The organism is Vibrio sp. 03_296, from assembly GCF_002265885.1.
Window position 1 is genome coordinate 1 of record NZ_NPKW01000105.1, and the last position, 16004, is coordinate 16004.

Annotated in this window: 13 protein-coding genes; 5 read left to right on the forward strand and 8 right to left on the reverse strand. The window is 49.6% G+C overall.

Features of this window, described 5'->3' with window-relative positions:
* Both groEL and CIK04_RS12890 read left to right on the forward strand, forming a co-directional pair.
* The coding region (gene groEL, locus CIK04_RS12885) for a chaperonin GroEL (protein ID WP_128824616.1) at positions 1-991 on the forward strand (991 nt) is incomplete at its 5' end.
* A 48-nt stretch (positions 992-1039) separates the two neighbouring features.
* The gene (locus CIK04_RS12890; protein WP_097353112.1) at positions 1040-1252 is read left to right on the forward strand and encodes a hypothetical protein; all 213 of its coding nucleotides are present in this window, start codon (positions 1040-1042) and stop codon (positions 1250-1252) included.
* Between the two features lie 112 nt (positions 1253-1364).
* Here the strand turns inward: CIK04_RS12890 and CIK04_RS12895 are convergent, their stop codons facing one another.
* Positions 1365-2267, reverse strand: coding sequence for a LysR family transcriptional regulator (locus tag CIK04_RS12895; protein ID WP_038939661.1), 903 nt, complete (start codon positions 2265-2267; stop codon positions 1365-1367).
* A gap of 179 nt (positions 2268-2446) precedes the next feature.
* On the opposite strand from CIK04_RS12895, the gene iadA reads away from it, so the two are divergent.
* Both iadA and dcuC read left to right on the forward strand, forming a co-directional pair.
* Positions 2447-3583 carry a beta-aspartyl-peptidase gene (gene iadA / locus CIK04_RS12900; protein ID WP_017421345.1) on the forward strand — a complete coding sequence of 379 codons (1137 nt, stop codon included), beginning with the start codon at positions 2447-2449 and terminating at the stop codon, positions 3581-3583.
* Positions 3584-3592: 9 nt separating this feature from the next.
* Complete coding sequence (dcuC, locus tag CIK04_RS12905) at positions 3593-5059, forward strand: C4-dicarboxylate transporter DcuC (protein WP_097353113.1); 1467 nt, start codon at positions 3593-3595, stop codon at positions 5057-5059.
* A 38-nt stretch (positions 5060-5097) separates the two neighbouring features.
* Here dcuC and CIK04_RS12910 read toward each other — a convergent pair whose 3' ends face one another.
* From CIK04_RS12910 to CIK04_RS12940, 7 genes are all read right to left on the reverse strand, one after another.
* Positions 5098-5652, reverse strand: a complete 555-nt coding sequence (locus CIK04_RS12910; protein ID WP_097353114.1) for a flavodoxin family protein — start codon at positions 5650-5652, stop codon at positions 5098-5100.
* Between the two features lie 165 nt (positions 5653-5817).
* Entirely contained in the window at positions 5818-7932 is a 2115-nt protein-coding gene (locus CIK04_RS12915) for a type I secretion system permease/ATPase (protein WP_011152840.1), read from the reverse strand.
* A 12-nt stretch (positions 7933-7944) separates the two neighbouring features.
* A complete protein-coding gene (locus tag CIK04_RS12920; protein WP_026050496.1) occupies positions 7945-9858 on the reverse strand; it encodes an EAL domain-containing protein in 1914 nt (637 codons plus the stop codon).
* A 5-nt stretch (positions 9859-9863) separates the two neighbouring features.
* Positions 9864-10499 carry a transglutaminase-like cysteine peptidase gene (locus CIK04_RS12925; protein ID WP_086016753.1) on the reverse strand — a complete coding sequence of 212 codons (636 nt, stop codon included), beginning with the start codon at positions 10497-10499 and terminating at the stop codon, positions 9864-9866.
* An 85-nt stretch (positions 10500-10584) separates the two neighbouring features.
* The gene (locus CIK04_RS12930) at positions 10585-11976 is read right to left on the reverse strand and encodes an HlyD family type I secretion periplasmic adaptor subunit (protein WP_097353115.1); all 1392 of its coding nucleotides are present in this window, start codon (positions 11974-11976) and stop codon (positions 10585-10587) included.
* Positions 11977-12078: 102 nt separating this feature from the next.
* Positions 12079-13308, reverse strand: coding sequence for a sigma-54 dependent transcriptional regulator (locus CIK04_RS12935; RefSeq protein ID WP_017421351.1), 1230 nt, complete (start codon positions 13306-13308; stop codon positions 12079-12081).
* Positions 13305-15116 (reverse strand): ATP-binding protein, encoded by a 1812-nt coding sequence (locus tag CIK04_RS12940; RefSeq protein ID WP_039561491.1) that lies wholly within the window; start codon positions 15114-15116, stop codon positions 13305-13307. The genes CIK04_RS12935 and CIK04_RS12940 overlap by 4 nt, the downstream gene beginning before the upstream one ends.
* 212 nt (positions 15117-15328) lie before the next feature.
* Here CIK04_RS12940 and pdxH point away from each other — a divergent pair, with 212 nt between their 5' ends.
* Positions 15329-15964 carry a pyridoxamine 5'-phosphate oxidase gene (gene pdxH, locus CIK04_RS12945; RefSeq protein ID WP_011082018.1) on the forward strand — a complete coding sequence of 212 codons (636 nt, stop codon included), beginning with the start codon at positions 15329-15331 and terminating at the stop codon, positions 15962-15964.
* Positions 15965-16004 lie beyond the last annotated feature (40 nt).

Genomic DNA, 16004 nt, shown 5'->3' on the forward strand with positions numbered 1-16004 from the left:
CTTCATCACCAACCAAGATTCTGGTGCGGTCGAGCTCGATAACCCTTATATCTTGCTGGTGGATAAGAAAGTCAGCAGCATTCGCGAACTGCTTCCGGTGTTGGAGTCGGTCGCGAAAGCCTCCCGTTCACTGCTGATCATTGCCGAAGATATTGACGGCGAAGCGTTGGCAACGCTGGTGGTAAACAACCTACGCGGCATTGTACGTGCTGCGGCGGTGAAAGCCCCCGGCTTTGGTGATAACCGCAAAGCGATGTTGGAAGACATTGCCGTGCTCACCGCTGGTACGGTGATTTCTGAAGAGATCGGCCTAGAGCTTGAAAAAGCGACGATTGAACAGTTGGGCAGTGCGAAGAAAGTCACCATTACCAAGGACACCACAACGATTGTTGGCGGTGCGGCGCAAGAAAGTGCTATCCACGATCGTGTCGCGACCATTGAAAAGCAGATCGAAAATACCACTTCCAGCTACGACAAAGAGAAACTTCAGCAGCGCATTGCTAAGCTTTCTGGTGGCGTGGCCGTGATTAAGATCGGCGCGGCAACCGAAGTGGAAATGAAAGAGAAGAAAGACCGTGTGGATGACGCTCTGCATGCAACTCGCGCGGCGGTTGAAGAAGGGATTGTCGCAGGTGGTGGCGTGGCATTAACTAAGATTGCCAGCGAGCTTGCGGATCTGAAAGGTGATAATGACGACCAAAATGTGGGTATTCGTGTGGCGCTGCGTGCCATGGAGGAACCACTGCGTCAGATTGCCATCAACGCAGGTGACGAAGGTTCGGTGGTGGCCAACGCCGTTAAAGCGGGTGACGCTCACTATGGCTACAACGCTGCGACTGGCGAGTATGGCAACATGATCGAAATGGGTATTTTGGATCCAGCGAAAGTCACGCGTTCTGCGTTGCAATACGCCGCGTCTGTCGCCGGTTTGATGATCACTACCGAAGCGATGATCACCGATCACGTCGCGGACACATCGTCTGAAATCTAGTGAGACTTTGGCGGGCAAACGCCCGCCAAATAGGGTGAGGTTGATGTTATGACACGTTTGCCATCATTGTCGTTTTCAGTGCGTGAGACGGGAAAAGCTTGCTCAAATACCGATTGGCCAAGTGTGATCTGTTTTCCCAGCGTCACTAAAGGTTATCCGGAGTTTTCTATCAGGAAGGGGCTAGCAACGCCAGCCAGAGTGGTGGTGTTCACCATTGATGTTTCTCAACTGATGCGAGCTGGTGAACGCGTTATCCATTAACGCCTCTCTTGGTTCTCTGTGTTTCCCCTCTCTTTTTTGGCCGCAAACGACGCGGCCTTTTTTATTAAGTAGTGGGTCAGATCTTTTTGTTTGAAGGCGAGCGAGAGCGCGTTTATGACTTGTCGATTTCTTGCCAAAATTGATCCACCGCAGCGCGATGGTTGGTGGTTGAGCGATAGCAGAGAATATCGATTGGGATCTGCCATTCTTTTTGTTCCTCAAACGCGATGACAAGACGATCTTGCGCCAGCTCCTCCTCGATCACGTGCATTGGCACCCAAGCAACCCCCGCGCCACCAATCGCCATTTTCACCAGTGATTCACTCAAGGTGGTTTCAAAGACTGGCTTGAGGGTCAGTGGCAGCGTCTTTAACACGGGTTCAACCACTTTTGACAGAAAGGTGTGCTCACTGTAGCTCAGGTAGGGAATAGCTTGGTCTGCTTTGAGCGACTCAAGTAAGTGCGGTGCAACCACGGGCACCACTTTTTCACTGTGTATGACGCACTTCTTAAGCTTCTCTTCAAGCGACAGCGATGGCCTCATCGCGGAAATGTTGTAAGTAAACAGCAAATCGGTGGAGTGATCTTCCAGCATCTGAAAATGGGCGTCGATACCCAGAACCGAAGGGGTGACCGACAAGTTGAGATGGCTCAACGCTTCGGCGCTTTGCAAAAACAGTTTAGGCAGCAAGTTCACCGCCAAGGTGTGCAGGCACACAATGCGAACGGTATGGTCTGTTTTCAGCGAGGCTTGGGCAAAATCTTCTTTGGTCACTTTTACCTGATTCAGCAAGTTTTCTGCATAAGGGACGAATTTTTGTCCGTGTTCAGTCAAAGTGATGGGGTAAGAGGTGCGGTCAAATAACGGCACACCAATCCAGACTTCCAAGGCTTGTATGCGGCGGCTAAAGGCCGATTGCGTAACAAAGCGTGCTTTGGCAGCAGCAGAGAAATTTCCCAGTTCCATTAAACTAAGAAAGTCTTCTAACCATTTGAATTCTAGTGGGTTATTCATGACGTTTTCACTCTATGATTTGCGCGCATAGTATCATTCTTAATCAGCAATGGAAATGACAATACCTGCATTGAATGTGTGGTTATGCTGTCGTCATGGTGCTTTGCATAAGCCTGAGTCGAGAGCGATATGGGGATAGGCAGAGCAAGGAAATACCAAAAACAAAGAACGAGGAACGCATGTTTACCCTACTAAAAAATGCCGATCTCTATGCCCCAAATCATGTCGGAAACGTCGATATATTGGTTGGGCAAGGGAAAATTCTTGCCATCGAGCCGCAACTGAATCTTCGTGGGCTTGAAGCGGTTACACAGATCGATTGTCACAACAAAATGGTCACGCCCGGTTTGATTGACCAGCACCTCCATTTGACGGGTGGAGGCGGTGAAGCGGGCTTTGCCAGTCGAACTCCACAGGTTACGTTATCGCACCTGATTCAAGCGGGAAGCACCACGGTCGTTGGCGTGTTGGGGACGGATGGCATTTCACGTTCGCCGCGTGATTTGTACGCCAAGGCCGCAGCGTTGACCGAAGAGGGCATCACGGCCTTCATGCATACCGGATCGTATGAAGTCCCGACCCAAACCATTACTTCTTCCATTCGCGATGACATTACCTTTCTGCCTTCGGTGCTCGGGGTAAAAATCGCTATTGCCGATCATCGTTGTTCTTTTCCGTCTCTGCATGAGTTAGCCCGCATAGCCTCTGACATTCGCATCGCCGCTTTGCTGGCTAAAAAACGCGGTTTACTGCACATGCACATGGGGGCGTTAAAAGACGCGTTTGCACCGATATTCGAATTGATCCAAATGGGCATCCCAATCTACCATTTTTCACCCACGCATGTTGCCCGTACGGCTCCGTTGTTTGAGCAAGCGATTGAGTTCGCCAAAATGGGCGGCTATATCGATGTTACCTCCGGAGGCACCTTATACACCTCACCGCAAGAGGCGATTTTGCACGCCTTGGAGCAAGGGGTTGCCCCTTCGCACATCACCATCAGTTCCGATGGCAATGGCAGCTTGCCAAAATTTGATGCGCAAGGAAACATCATTGGCCTAACGGCGGCGAGCGTGGATGGCAACCTTAAACTGCTTCCGATGCTGATTGATTGTGGTGTTTCACCTGAGGTGGCGTTCTCGATGCTCAGTGCCAACGTGGCGGATTCTCTTGGCATTCGCAAAGGGCGAATCCAAGTGGGGATGGATGCGGATCTCTGTATTTTCAATCAAGATTTCTCCTTAAATAGCGTGCTCGCTAAAGGGCAAACCATGCTGCTCAATCATGAGCTGTTGGTGACAGGCAACTTCGAGTAAGGAACTAAGATGAGCTTAATTATTGCGTTATTAGGGCTGGTTTTTGCTGGCCGTTTGATCTTGAAGAACTACAACCCGCAAGCGGTCTTATTCTTTACTGGGATTGTGTTGATGGCGATCTCCATCTTCACCAACAACGCCAGCTTTGTTGCGAAATCGACCGGTTGGGTGGGCTTTGATATTTTTGAGTACATCAGCCAAGTGTTTAGCAAGCAAAGTGGTGGCTTGGGTTTGAACATCATGCTGATTGGTGGTTTTGCGCTGTTTATGTCGGCCATCGGCGCCAGTCAGGTGATGGTGAAAGTGGCAGCCAAGCCGTTGATGAAGCTCAATTCACCCTATTTGATGTTGGCGTTGGCCTTCATTCTTGGTCAAGCTTTGTCGCTGTTTATCTCCAGCGCGACAGGGTTAGCTCTGCTGCTTATGGCGACGTTATACCCAGTGTTGATTTGCTTGGGCTGTAGCAAAGCAGGCGTGGCGGCGGTGCTGGCCAGTACCTGTGCGATTGAGTTTGGCCCTGCTTCTGGTAACTCGATTCTTGCCGCGCAAACTGCGGGCATGGACATCACAGCGTTTTTTGTAGGCGAGCAGCTTCCGATTGTTACTGTGCTAATTATTGCTGTGGCGCTGATTCACGCCTTAACGCAGCGCTACTTTGACAAATTGGATGCGAAGTCGAATGCCGAGCAAGGCTCGCTGGCTCACGTGGACGATGTACAAAGCGATGCCCCCATGTTCTATTTGTTGCTGCCGATGCTGCCGCTGTTCTTCATGCTGACTTTCAGCAAATTGGGCATTGAGAGCATTAAGGTGAGCTTGTCCAATGCGATTTTACTGAGCATTTTCATTGGATTGGTGTGTGAGTTTGTTCGAGTCAAACAAGCCAAACCGGTGTTTGACAAGCTACAAGGCATCTTTAATGACATGGGCAAGGTATTCGCGGCGGTAGTGACCTTGATTGTCGCGGGTCAGACGTTTTCGATGGGTTTGAAATCGATTGGTGCCATTGATGCCATGCTTGAGATGGCCAGCGGGGCGGGCCTCTCTGCCGCCATTATCATCCTGTTTATGGCGATCTTAACCTTCACCATTTCTGCCTTAATGGGCTCGGGGAATGCAGCCTTTTTCTCCTTTGCTCCTATGGTGCCGCAAATCGCGCAGAAAATTGGTGCGAACGCGGCAGACATGATTTTGCCTATCCAGCTTTCTGCGGGAATGGGGCGTACGATTTCTCCCATTGCAGGGGTGATCATTGCGGTTGCTGGTATTTCTGGGCTCTCGCCTTTTGATATCGTGCGTAGAACCTTTATTCCGATGTTTATTGGCTGGCTATTGATGTTGGCGATGACATTTGCACGTGGCGGCCAACTGATGCAACTGTTGCCGTTCTTGGTGCTGATGCTAGCGGCCGTCGGCGTTGGTGCATGGCTGCTGCGTAAGCGCAAAGCCGCTCAACCAGAACAGGCATCAGCGTAGTCAAAACATGCCCCTCTCACTAGGAGGGGCCGTTCACATTACAAACGCGTTACCCATTGTGCAACGCGTTTGCCAAGGTATTGAGCAGTGGCTAAATCGCTCGGGTGCGCTTGACCGTCCATACCTTGTGCCACGACACCACTTTGTTGCCCAAGTCGGTTTAACCCTTGCGGACCAAAGCCGCCTGCCACATCTAAGTTGACCCACAGCATACCGTGTTGACCGGCGAGAGTGGTTAGGTATTGCAGAGTGCTGGATTGATCACCGTTGTAACCCCCACCGCTGGTAAAGCCTGCTGCCAGTTTATTGGCCCAGCGTTGATCGGCCCAGAATTCGCTACTGGCATCGGCAAAGGCTTTAAATTGGGCAGAAACGCCACCCATGTAGGTTGGTGAGCCAAAGATAATCGCATCGCAGCTAAGGAGCGCTTCAAACAGTTCTGGGTGTTCAAAACGACCTTCAATAATGGAAGTACCCTCAATGCGGTGTTCGATGACCTGTACATCTTGCGCTTGAATGCCGTCGATGATGGCTTGGGCGAGTTGGTGGGTAATGTCGGTTTTGCTGAAATAAACAACGGCGATTTTCTTCAAAATATGCTCCTTAGTGGCAGGTATTCATGGCTTGCTATGTTCAAGTGGCGCAAGGTTAATTCCTCAAGCTAACTTGAGGTCAAGGGGTGGGAGCGAATTTTTGCAGATAAAAAAACGCCCTGAACAGGTTCGGTTCAGGGCGTTGGTGGTGAGAGGGAGTGATGGTTAACTGACTGCGCGAACTTTGCCTTGTTTGAGATCGCTCAGCACTTGGGCTTTTGGACCGTCGGCAATCACGCTGCCTTTTTCCATCACAATCACGCGGTCGACCACGTCCAGCATCGAGGTTTTATGGGTGATCAAAATCAGCGTTTCACTCGGCTTGAGCTGAGAAAGCTGATATTTGATCTGCATTTCAGAGCGGTTATCCATGGCGCTGGTGGGTTCATCCATCAGCAACACTGGCGGTCTGCCAAGGAAGGCACGAGCGATGGACACCGCTTGACGCTGGCCACCTGAGAGCATGGCGCCGCCTTCACCAACTTGGCGCTCAAGACCGGCAGGATCGGCTTGGGTAAACGTGGTGACCCCAGCGCGATTTGCGGCATCGAGCACATCACGGTCATCCACAAGAGGTCGGCCTAAGGTGATGTTTTCGCGAATGGTGCCAAAGAACAGATTGCTGTCTTGCGGTACGCAGCCGATGTTACGGCGAATATCGACATGGTGGAGCTGTTGAATGTCGGTATCGTCAATGCGTACGTGCCCGGCGGTGGGTTGATAAAGACCCATGATCAGGCGCTCTAACGTGGTTTTGCCTGAGCCAATTCGGCCAATGATCGCCACTTTTTCACCTGGGTTGATGGTGATGCTCAAATCACGAATGGAGGCGACGGGGGCATCTGGGTAGTGGAAGGTGACGCGATCCAGCTCCACTTTACCTTGCACCATAGGGCGGTGAATGTAGCGTTTACCTTCTTCCTGCTCGTCTGGCATTTCCATGACTTGATTAATGATGGTCATGGAGGATTTGGCTTGATTATAGCGAGTCGAAAGCAGTGAAAGCTGAACCAGTGGACCAATTGCTTTGCCACTGAGCATCGTGGCCGCTATCAAGCCACCCATGGTGAGATCGCCGTTCGAAATCAAATAGACACCTAAAATAATCATCGCCACGTTAGCACTTTGCTGAACAAAACCAGCGGCGTTTTGGATGCTGTCGGTGAGACGGCGAGTCTTGATGTTCCAGTTCGCCATGTGTGCGACGGCTTCTTCCCAGCGGTATTGGAACTGGCCTTGTGCGCTAAACAGTTTCACGGTTTCTAAACCCGCTAAGCTCTCAATCAGGTTGGCGTATTTCTGCGATGCCAAGCGTGAGCCTTCTTCAATGGAGCGGCGCAGTGGGCCTTGGATCAGTGCAGAGTGAATCATCAAAATCACCACACCTGCGATCGGCACATACACTAAATCGCCGGCCATCAGCCAGATAAGCAATAGGAAGAGTAGGGCAAACGGCAAATCAATCAGCGCGCTGACGGTGGCCGACGTAAAGAACTCGCGAATGGATTCAAACTCTTGCAAGTGACGTGCAAAAGCACCAACCGATGGCGGTTTGGATTCCATTCGAATGCCCATCACTTTGCTAAACAGCTTGGAGGAGATCAGAATATCGGATTTTTTCCCCGCCACATCGATGAAGTAATTGCGCAGCATTTTTAGGATGAAGTCGAATAAGAAGACGACAAAAATCCCGCTCGCCAACACCCATAGGGTTTCAAATGCGAGGTTTGGCACCACTTTGTCATAGACAATACGGGTAAACATCGGTGCGGCGATGGCAAATAAGTTGATCAGGATAGAGGCGATCAGCACATCACGATAGATGTGTTTAGACTGCCATAACGTTGACCAAAACCAGTGCCCTTCACGTGTTTTGAGAATCTCTGGTGAGCGTTCATCGTAACGAAACTGCTTTTTCACCAAGAAATAACGCCCAGTATATTGCTGTTGCAGTTCTTCAAGAGGGATGAGAACGGGCACCATGCCGCTTTCGAGCGTCGTGATTTCCGCTTCACCAGCCTCTTTGTTGACGCTGATGAGTACGCAAGAATCACCGCCTTTCAGCAGCAAAATCGCGGGCAGGACAAGGCTGGAGATTTCGCTCAGCTCAGCACGGTTTTCTTTTGCAACTAAGCCTGCTCGCTCAGCGGAGCGAGGCAGGAGAAAGGGCGTCAGTTTACCATCTGATAACGGTAAGCCGTTGATCAGGGCATCCGGTGAATTCGCTAAGCCGTAATAGCGGCTGACGTAAATCAGCGAATTTAATAATGGATCTTTCATGAGATAACCTTACTACTCTTTATCTACGATGAAGCCCTGGAATACTTCAACAAAATGTTCTGACAAGAAATCAAGCTGCGTTTGCGTTTCCACACGAGAGGCAATAGTGGTGATGCCAAGGTTGTGCGCTGCGCGGGAAATAGACGTCAGTGTGAATTTCTGCTTTTCGTCATCCAGATTATGGGTAAACAGGTAATCCAGTTTCACGTAATTTGGACGGTACTCGTTGATGTAATCAAGCGATTGGAAGTTACGCCCATAATTGTCGACACCAAATTCCGCACCCGATGTGCGAATGGCATGACACAGCAGCGCCGCGTGGTGTGGCTGATGAATAAAGCACTCTTCTGGGATCTCAAAGTGAAGCAAAGAGGCCACATCACGGTTTTTCTCAAGCGTGTTGGTGATCCAACGAATAAAGCTTGGTTGTGACAAACTGCTTTGAGCGATGTTGATTGCCAATGGCTCGGCCACCAAACCCGTTTGCAGTTTTTCAATCATCGAGGTGATGACGTATTGGTCAAAGATATGGGTCGCTTCAAGCTGTTCGAGTGCGTAAAGGTATTGGTTGGCGCGGTAAACTTGGCCATCTTTTTCGATGCTTGAGAACACTTCTCGGTGGAAGGTTTGGCCATTGATGGTGTTCGCCGCTTGGAAACGGAAGTGAACCCATTGATTGTGGATCGCCTCTTCAACCAGCGCTTTCCACTGCTGTTTACCCATCATGCCGCCTTGGCTGTCACTGCCGACAAAACCGTATTTCTTCTCTGGTGTGGCTTTGGCTTTCGATAGGGCGTTATCCACCATAGAGAGCATCTCTGAGCGGGTTTTGCTCTCTTTGATGTAGGCAATACCCAGCGCCACTTTGGCATCTGCAGTGCCGGTTGGATCGGTGTTGAGCATGTTTACGCAGTTCACAATGCTGTCGGCGACAATTTTCAGTTCGCTTTCATCCATGTGTGGGAAAATCAAACCAAATTCATCGCTGGAAATACGCGCAAGCGTCGCCCCTGGGATTGAGATGGTGCTGTCGAGCTGTTTGGCAAGCTCTGCTACCATTCGGTCAGCCGATTGATAATCTTTGTTGTCGTACACTTCACCGATGTATTCCGCGTTAAGCACCGCTACGCCACCCGGCGCATTTTCCGCTAGCCATTGATCCAATTGGCTAATGTAGTAAGAGCGGTTGCCCAGTTTCGAGATCGGGTCGATATAGGCTTGTTCACGCAGGCGTTGCGCTTCTTTCGCTTGCTCTTTAAAAGAGACTTCGATTTGAGCAGACATGCGGTTGATGCCATCAACCACGGCAATCAGATCTTTGGTATGAGGACGAGTCAAAGGGTCGCCAAACTTGTTGTTGGCGATGTCGTTCATCTTATTAATGATGGCAGTAAGAGGTTTCAATGAACGTTTTAAAATATACGAGATAGAGAGCAGGCCGATAAAGAAAACCCCAGCAAATGCGGTGAGCAGACGCATTAACGCTTTCCAAAGCTGTTCGTAAGCAGCCCCAGGGTGGCTGACAATTTCCACCTCAGCAAGCTGCAGCCAGCCACTGGTCACGATGCGCTGATCGTGAATACGTTGGAACAGGTTTAGCTGACTAAACCAAGTGGGTACGGAGCTCGGTTGTATCGGATAGGTACGAATGATCTCTTCCCCTGAATCGAGGAAAATCAATCGAACTACTGAGTACGAACTGCCATCAAACAAAGCGTTGATCACGGATTCCACCGCCACCTTATCTTTGTCTTTTAGGTAAGGGGCTAGCGCCAATCCTACCGTGTTGATGGTGTTATTCATCTCAGAGCGTTGTTGCTGCTCTAGGCTATTCCGAGTGGTATTGAATTCGATTACAAAGACTGATGCCATCAGCAGTACAAAGACTGTAATCATACCAACCACGAGTTGTTTATATAGTGTCATGCTCATTACTCGTCATAATTGATAATAGGTTTATTCAATTTGAGTGTTTTTTCTCTGGAACGGAGATCGTTCCATAGGCTTAGTCGTGATGAATCACCCGCCAACTGACCATTGGCGTTGGCAGATTTCATCAACCAAAGATTTTTACCGTTAAAGCTGTAAATCGGCAGTAAGTCTGGGCGCTTTGACGCTTTCATGATTTTGGGATTAATGTTGTCCAAGATCAGCGGCTCTGAGCTGGGCGTTTTATAGTATGCCAAAACCATATGGAACTGATTGAGTTCTATTGCTTTAACGTATACCAAACGGAGTTTACTATCTGAGACTCCCAGTTCGATCAAAGAAAAATACTTAGCAATTGTGAAATCTTCGCAATCGCCCGCATTACTGCCCAAAAATTCTAGAGGGGTCGCCCAATAGTCTTTTTGTCCCCATAGGTCGATGTCGTCGACAAAATAGAGTTGGTTAAAAAAGTCGTTAATGCCTTCTAGCTTTTCGTTTTCTTCTAATAACTTAAAGAAATCAATATTTTCGCGCCAAGTGTTGACGCGTTGTCCCGCGCGCTCGCCATAGGTCGCGGTGACCGCAGCAATCCATTTTTGCTCTGTGGTGTTGAGCGCTTGAGAGTAAAAACCAGCCATACTGAGCCCCGCCAGTAAAACCCAGCGTCCGGTATGGAAGGTGGCACGCGTGAATCGAGTCCATTGTTCGCGCGCCATGTGTGGCTTACTCTTTAAGGGCATTATTTTGTGCGCTTAGTATCGGCTTAAGCAGGTACTCAAGTACCGTTCGCTTGCCAGTAATAATATCCACAGAAGCGGTCATGCCCGGAATGATGGGCAGCTCAGCATCTTGGCCAAAGTTGGTTTTTTCGGTTCGAACTCTCACGATATAAAAACTGTTGCCTTCTTCATCTTGGGTGGTGTCGGCGCTGATGTGCTCCAGTTCACCATCCAATCCACCGTATTTGGTAAAATCGTACGCACTGAACTTGACCACGGCAGGAAGATTTGGACGAAGAAACGCGATGTCTTGCGGTGCGATTTTCGCTTCCACCAACAAGGAATCTTCTGTGGGTACGATCTCGACGATGTCCATACCCGGCTGGATAACCCCACCGACGGTGTTAATGTTAAGAGTTTTGATCTTGCCGGTAACAGGCGAAATAACGACGGTGCGTTTGACTCGGTCACGCAGACCCACGGCGGATTCCACTAAGGCCGACAACTGATCTTGGGTTTTGTTGAGTTTTTCTTGCTGTTCTGAGCGGAATTTCAGTGCGGCATCAATGCGGCTAAGCATGGCTTCACGAATGGTGGATTGAAGCACAGGCATTTTCAGCTCAGTCGAGGTGAGCTCACGGCGCGTGTCATTCACTTGGCGCTGCAATTTGAGCAGTTCAATTTTCGGTACGACGCCTTCGTCTGCCAAAGGTTGGGTGATCTCCAACTCTTTCTTGGCAAACACGTGCCCTTGACGCAGGTTTTTCACTCGCGCTTGAATCTCAACCAGATCTTGCTGCTTCTGTTTGACTTGCTGAGTCAGTACCGAGATTTGGTTACGTAGGTTGTTGAGATCTTGACGGTATTCCGCACGTTGACGGGCGATCAGTTCTGGCTGCTGTTGTTCCAGCTCGGCAGGAAAGGCCAACTGACCGTATTTGATCACCACGCTCTTTTCCCATTCTGCATTGGTAAATTCTTCATCAATTTCCACGCTGTCGATTGAGCTGGTCAGTTGCAAAACCGCGGCGGTTAAGTTGGCAACTTGCTGTTCGCGTTCACGGTAGTCGGAGCGAAAACGGGTATCGTCAATCAAAAGTAACTGCTGGCCTTTTTGAACCAACTGCCCCTCTTTGACCAAAATTTCTTTCACCAATCCGCCTTCGAGGTTTTGCACGATTTGGATTTGAGAAGAGGGAATCACTTTTCCTTGGCCGACGGTGACTTTATCGATTTCGGCCCAAGCAGCCCAACCAATGGCGACTGCGAAAAATAGGACAATCACCCACAACATCAGGCGGGCATTGGTCGGTGTGTTTAGAAGCAAAGCGGCGGTTTTGTCATCTACAAAATCGAGCTCTTCACGACTGAGCTTATTGTAGTTTTCACTGCTCATGCACTGTCCTTGTTTGATGATGAATAGAATTTATCTTTATGATTTTAAACTCAGTCTATTCAATTGTTAAATCGATGTAACCTTTCATTGCGATGGAAGATGTTACTGATCTTTAAACTGAGATTTATCTAACTGATGCTTTTTGAGTTTATCATACAGGGTTTTACGTGAGACCTGTAATTCTTGTTGCACCTCTTTTAAGCGTCCGCCATGTCGTTTTAGCGCGTCAAACAGTAAGGTGTATTCAAAGTAATCCAAACGTTGTGCCATGGTTTGCGCTTGGGCTTGTTGCAGCTCATCAACATCTGCTGAGAGAAATTGTGGTGATTTGAGCGCGCGTAACTCGGCAAACTGGCGCAGTTGGCGAATGTTTTCCGGCCACGTTTGTTGTTGTACGGTTTCCAGCTCTTCGGCGGTGATGCGCGGTGGCTGAACTTGGTAGCGGCTACACGCGTTACGCACAAAGTGTTTATACAGGGCGGGAATGTCGTTTTTACGCTGGTCGAGCGTGGGCAGGGCAATGCTCTGTATTTTACCGGTGATAGTGCTGGGTAAAGAGAGCGCGGCACAGACGAGCTTGGTGGTGCCAAGTGGGGTTTCCGTGAGTATTTGCCACTGTTTGGCTTTCAGCACTTCCGCATCGTGAATAAATAGCGTGTCATTGGGGTGCTGAGCGAGCAGTTGTCTCAGTTTCTGCGGCATCTCCTCACTGCTGAGGTCACTAAAATAGAAGCCAGAAATTGGCACCAACTCGCCTTCATTACGGTTGTGAATATCATAAAAGAACTGCGCGCACAGCCGTTTACCGGTTCCTTTGTCGCCATAGAGAATCAGTGGTAGGTCGGTTTGCGCACTGATGAGCGCACGCCGTATCTGCACCATGGCTTGCGAATGACCAATCAGTTTTGAGCCCGCGTGCGTTTGCATGTCGAGCTCTTTTTTCAGCCAAATGTTTTCTTGTAATAACGCCAGCTTGTCTTCGGCGTTACGAATCGCTTTGAGTAGGCTGTCGGTGGAAAATGGCTTCTCAAGAAAATCGTACGCCCCGCCTTTCATCGCTTCTACCGCGGTTTTCACATCACCATAGCCGGTGAGCACGATCACTTGAAAGTGAGGGTTGCGACTGCGCAGCTCTTTCAACAACGCTAAGCCGTTCATGACGGGCATATGGATATCGGTGACCACCACGCCCGCTTGCTGGGTATCAATGTGCTTAAGTGCTTCGACGGCATTGGGAAAACTAGTGACCTCAACACCCTCAATCATCAGCGCTTGGCTAACGGAATCGCGGATATGGGGTTCGTCATCGATAAAGTAAATTTGGCTGTTCATACGAATTCTTGTGTTGACGCATCACTGGACAAAAGGCGTGGCAGTGAAAGGGTAAAACGCATCCCGTGAGGGGAATGAAGCTCGGCCTCCAAGCTGCCTTGATAGCTTTCAATAATGCGTTTGGAAATGGTTAAACCAAGCCCAAGACCTTCTGGCTTGGTGGTAAAAAATGGGTCGAAAAGGTGTGCCAGCTTGGTTGCCTCAATCCCTGGACCGTTGTCGCTGACAATCAACTGGCAAGCGTCTTGCTCAATGGCGCATTCAATCATGATTTGACCATCGGCTTGCCCTTCCAAAGCTTGTATCGCGTTGTGGATGAGGTTGATCAGCACTTGCTCAAGCTCGATATGGTGAATATTGGCGGCGAGCGAAGCTGGAATGGTCGCGACTTTTAACGTTACGCCCGATTTGATCAGTTTATTGCTCAGGATGCGCGTTGCGTTGTGCACGGAGTCGTGCAAATTCGCGTAATAGTGACGCTCATCCGGGGTCGATTTACGGGTGAATATTTTCAGGCGCGCAATCACTTCGCTGATGGTTTCGTTGAGTTGCAGCATTTGTTGCAAGTTGTGTTCAACCAACTGATGTTTCTCCATCGACATCAGTTTCAAGCTGTTTTCGGTGTAGGTGCGCAGCGCCGCCAGCGGTTGATTGATTTCATGATTAATACTGGCAGAAAGTTCGCCAAGCAGTGCCAACTTCGCCGCTTGAGTCAGTTCTTGCTGGGTTTGTTTGAGCTCTTGCTGCGTCTTTTCATATTGAATAATGGTTTGTTGCAGACGTTGGTTGCTCTCGCTGAGAACCTCAGTGCGCTGCTTGACTTTGAATTCTAACTGTTTGTTAAGCAGTGCCAATTGGCGTTTGTTGTTGAGTGTTTGCTGCCAAGCAAAGGCGATCAAACTGAGTAAACTAAATATCAGCACAAAAATCACATCGGCTTGCAGCACGGTTATCAAACGTTGTTGATGTGCCGCGAGGGTGACAACGCGAAAACCATTGTCGTTGGTGGCCGATAGATACAGTTGATGTTGTGGCATCATGCGCTGTTGTGCTTGAGGATTGGCGGGATCGCCCAACTGAACGCTTGGATGCGCCTTAGGCGCTTGACTGCCATATTGCTGGTTTTGCACCATTGCCTCTATGCGTTCGGGGGCGATCGGTGCCAAGGCGGTGTATCGCCAAGTGGCTTGGTTGCTGAGAAACACCACGTTGTTTTGATCGAGGACCATAATGTCTGCTCGTTCTGGCGCAAGGCTGTTTTCCAGCTCTTCCAGGCTCACTTTCACCGTGATGACGCCGGCAATCCTGTTCTCCAGCCAAATCGGCGCGGAGTAAAAATAGCCGCGTTTATTGGAGCGGATACCTAACGCGACGTAGCGAGCGATGTGACCTTGCATCGCTTCAATGAAGTAGGGGCGGAAGGAAAAATCTTCCCCGACAAAGGTATCGTCTTGTTGATAGTTACTCGAGCCAATGACCACACCTTGTTGATTATGCAGATAGATGGTATCGGCCAATGTTTGCTTCGACCATTCTGCCAGCAGTTGATTTAACCCGTTTGACTCAGGTTGGGTGAGGTAGGTGAGTAAACGAGGATCGTGACTGAGCAGGTTGGGAATTTGCTCAAACTTTGCCAGCTCAGAGCTGAGTTGTTGATTGGCGCGATCGGCATAGTTTTTCAGAATCGACGCCCATTTGTTCTGCTGATAATGCGAAGCGGCAAAATGCGTCACGGTTAAACCGATGCCACCGAGCAGCAACATAAAGAGGAAAAAGCGATAACCAGACCAACGAGAAACCAGCGACACACAATGCCTTATCAATAAAATAGAGGGATTGGATTACTTTACCAGTGCAACCAAAAAGATAAACCGAGTGACCACCACAACGCGAATTTGATCTGAGTTTTCTGGTGCTGAGCATTGGAGCGAATCGCGCTTGTAACAACAGGCGGGCTTCAAGGCTTGAGTTTGAACACATTCGGGCGCACAATCGGCAAAAAATATGTGAAGGAGTGAAGATGGAACTTGCCGATATTCGCCGTGAATACACCAAAGGCGGCTTGCGTCGTAAAGATTTAAAAAACGACCCAATTGATCAGTTTAACTTTTGGCTAGAGCAAGCGATCAAGGCGAACTTGAGTGATCCGACGGCCATGACGGTCGCGACCGTGGACAAAGATGGCATGCCTTTTCAACGTATCGTTTTGCTGAAAAATGTCGATAAAGACGGCTTTGTGTTTTATACCAATTTGGGCAGCCGCAAGGCGCAGCACTTAGAGCACAACAGCAAGATCAGCCTTCACTTTCCTTGGCACCCGCTTGAGCGTCAAGTGCACATCACGGGTGTGGCAGAAAAACTGACCGCAATGGAAAACATGAAGTACTTCACTTCTCGCCCGAAAGAGAGCCAACTAGCGGCGATGGCCAGCCGTCAGAGCAGCCGAATTTCCGCTCGTGGCGTTCTCGAAGGTAAGTTTCTTGAGCTAAAACAAAAGTTTGCCAACGGTGAAATTCCGGTGCCGAGTTTCTGGGGCGGATTCCGCGTGAAGCCACAAAGCATTGAGTTTTGGCAAGGGGGCGAGCATCGCCTGCACGACCGTTTCCTTTACAGCCAAGAACAAGGCGAGTGGCATATCGATCGTCTCGCGCCTTAAGCGCTATTTGCACGTTAAGCTTGCACGGTTAGCGCCATTA

Excerpts from the sequence above, each read along its gene's own strand:
- CIK04_RS12895 (WP_038939661.1), bottom strand. The coding sequence starts at position 2,267 with ATGAATAACCCACTAGAATTCAAATGGTTAGAAGACTTTCTTAGTTTA.
- CIK04_RS12935 (WP_017421351.1), bottom strand. The coding sequence starts at position 13,308 with ATGAACAGCCAAATTTACTTTATCGATGACGAACCCCATATCCGCGAT.
- CIK04_RS12915 (WP_011152840.1), bottom strand. The coding sequence starts at position 7,932 with ATGAAAGATCCATTATTAAATTCGCTGATTTACGTCAGCCGCTATTAC.
- CIK04_RS12890 (WP_097353112.1), top strand. The coding sequence starts at position 1,040 with ATGACACGTTTGCCATCATTGTCGTTTTCAGTGCGTGAGACGGGAAAA.
- pdxH (WP_011082018.1), top strand. The coding sequence starts at position 15,329 with ATGGAACTTGCCGATATTCGCCGTGAATACACCAAAGGCGGCTTGCGT.
- iadA (WP_017421345.1), top strand. The coding sequence starts at position 2,447 with ATGTTTACCCTACTAAAAAATGCCGATCTCTATGCCCCAAATCATGTC.
- CIK04_RS12930 (WP_097353115.1), bottom strand. The coding sequence starts at position 11,976 with ATGAGCAGTGAAAACTACAATAAGCTCAGTCGTGAAGAGCTCGATTTT.
- CIK04_RS12920 (WP_026050496.1), bottom strand. The coding sequence starts at position 9,858 with ATGACACTATATAAACAACTCGTGGTTGGTATGATTACAGTCTTTGTA.
- dcuC (WP_097353113.1), top strand. The coding sequence starts at position 3,593 with ATGAGCTTAATTATTGCGTTATTAGGGCTGGTTTTTGCTGGCCGTTTG.
- CIK04_RS12925 (WP_086016753.1), bottom strand. The coding sequence starts at position 10,499 with ATGGCTGGTTTTTACTCTCAAGCGCTCAACACCACAGAGCAAAAATGG.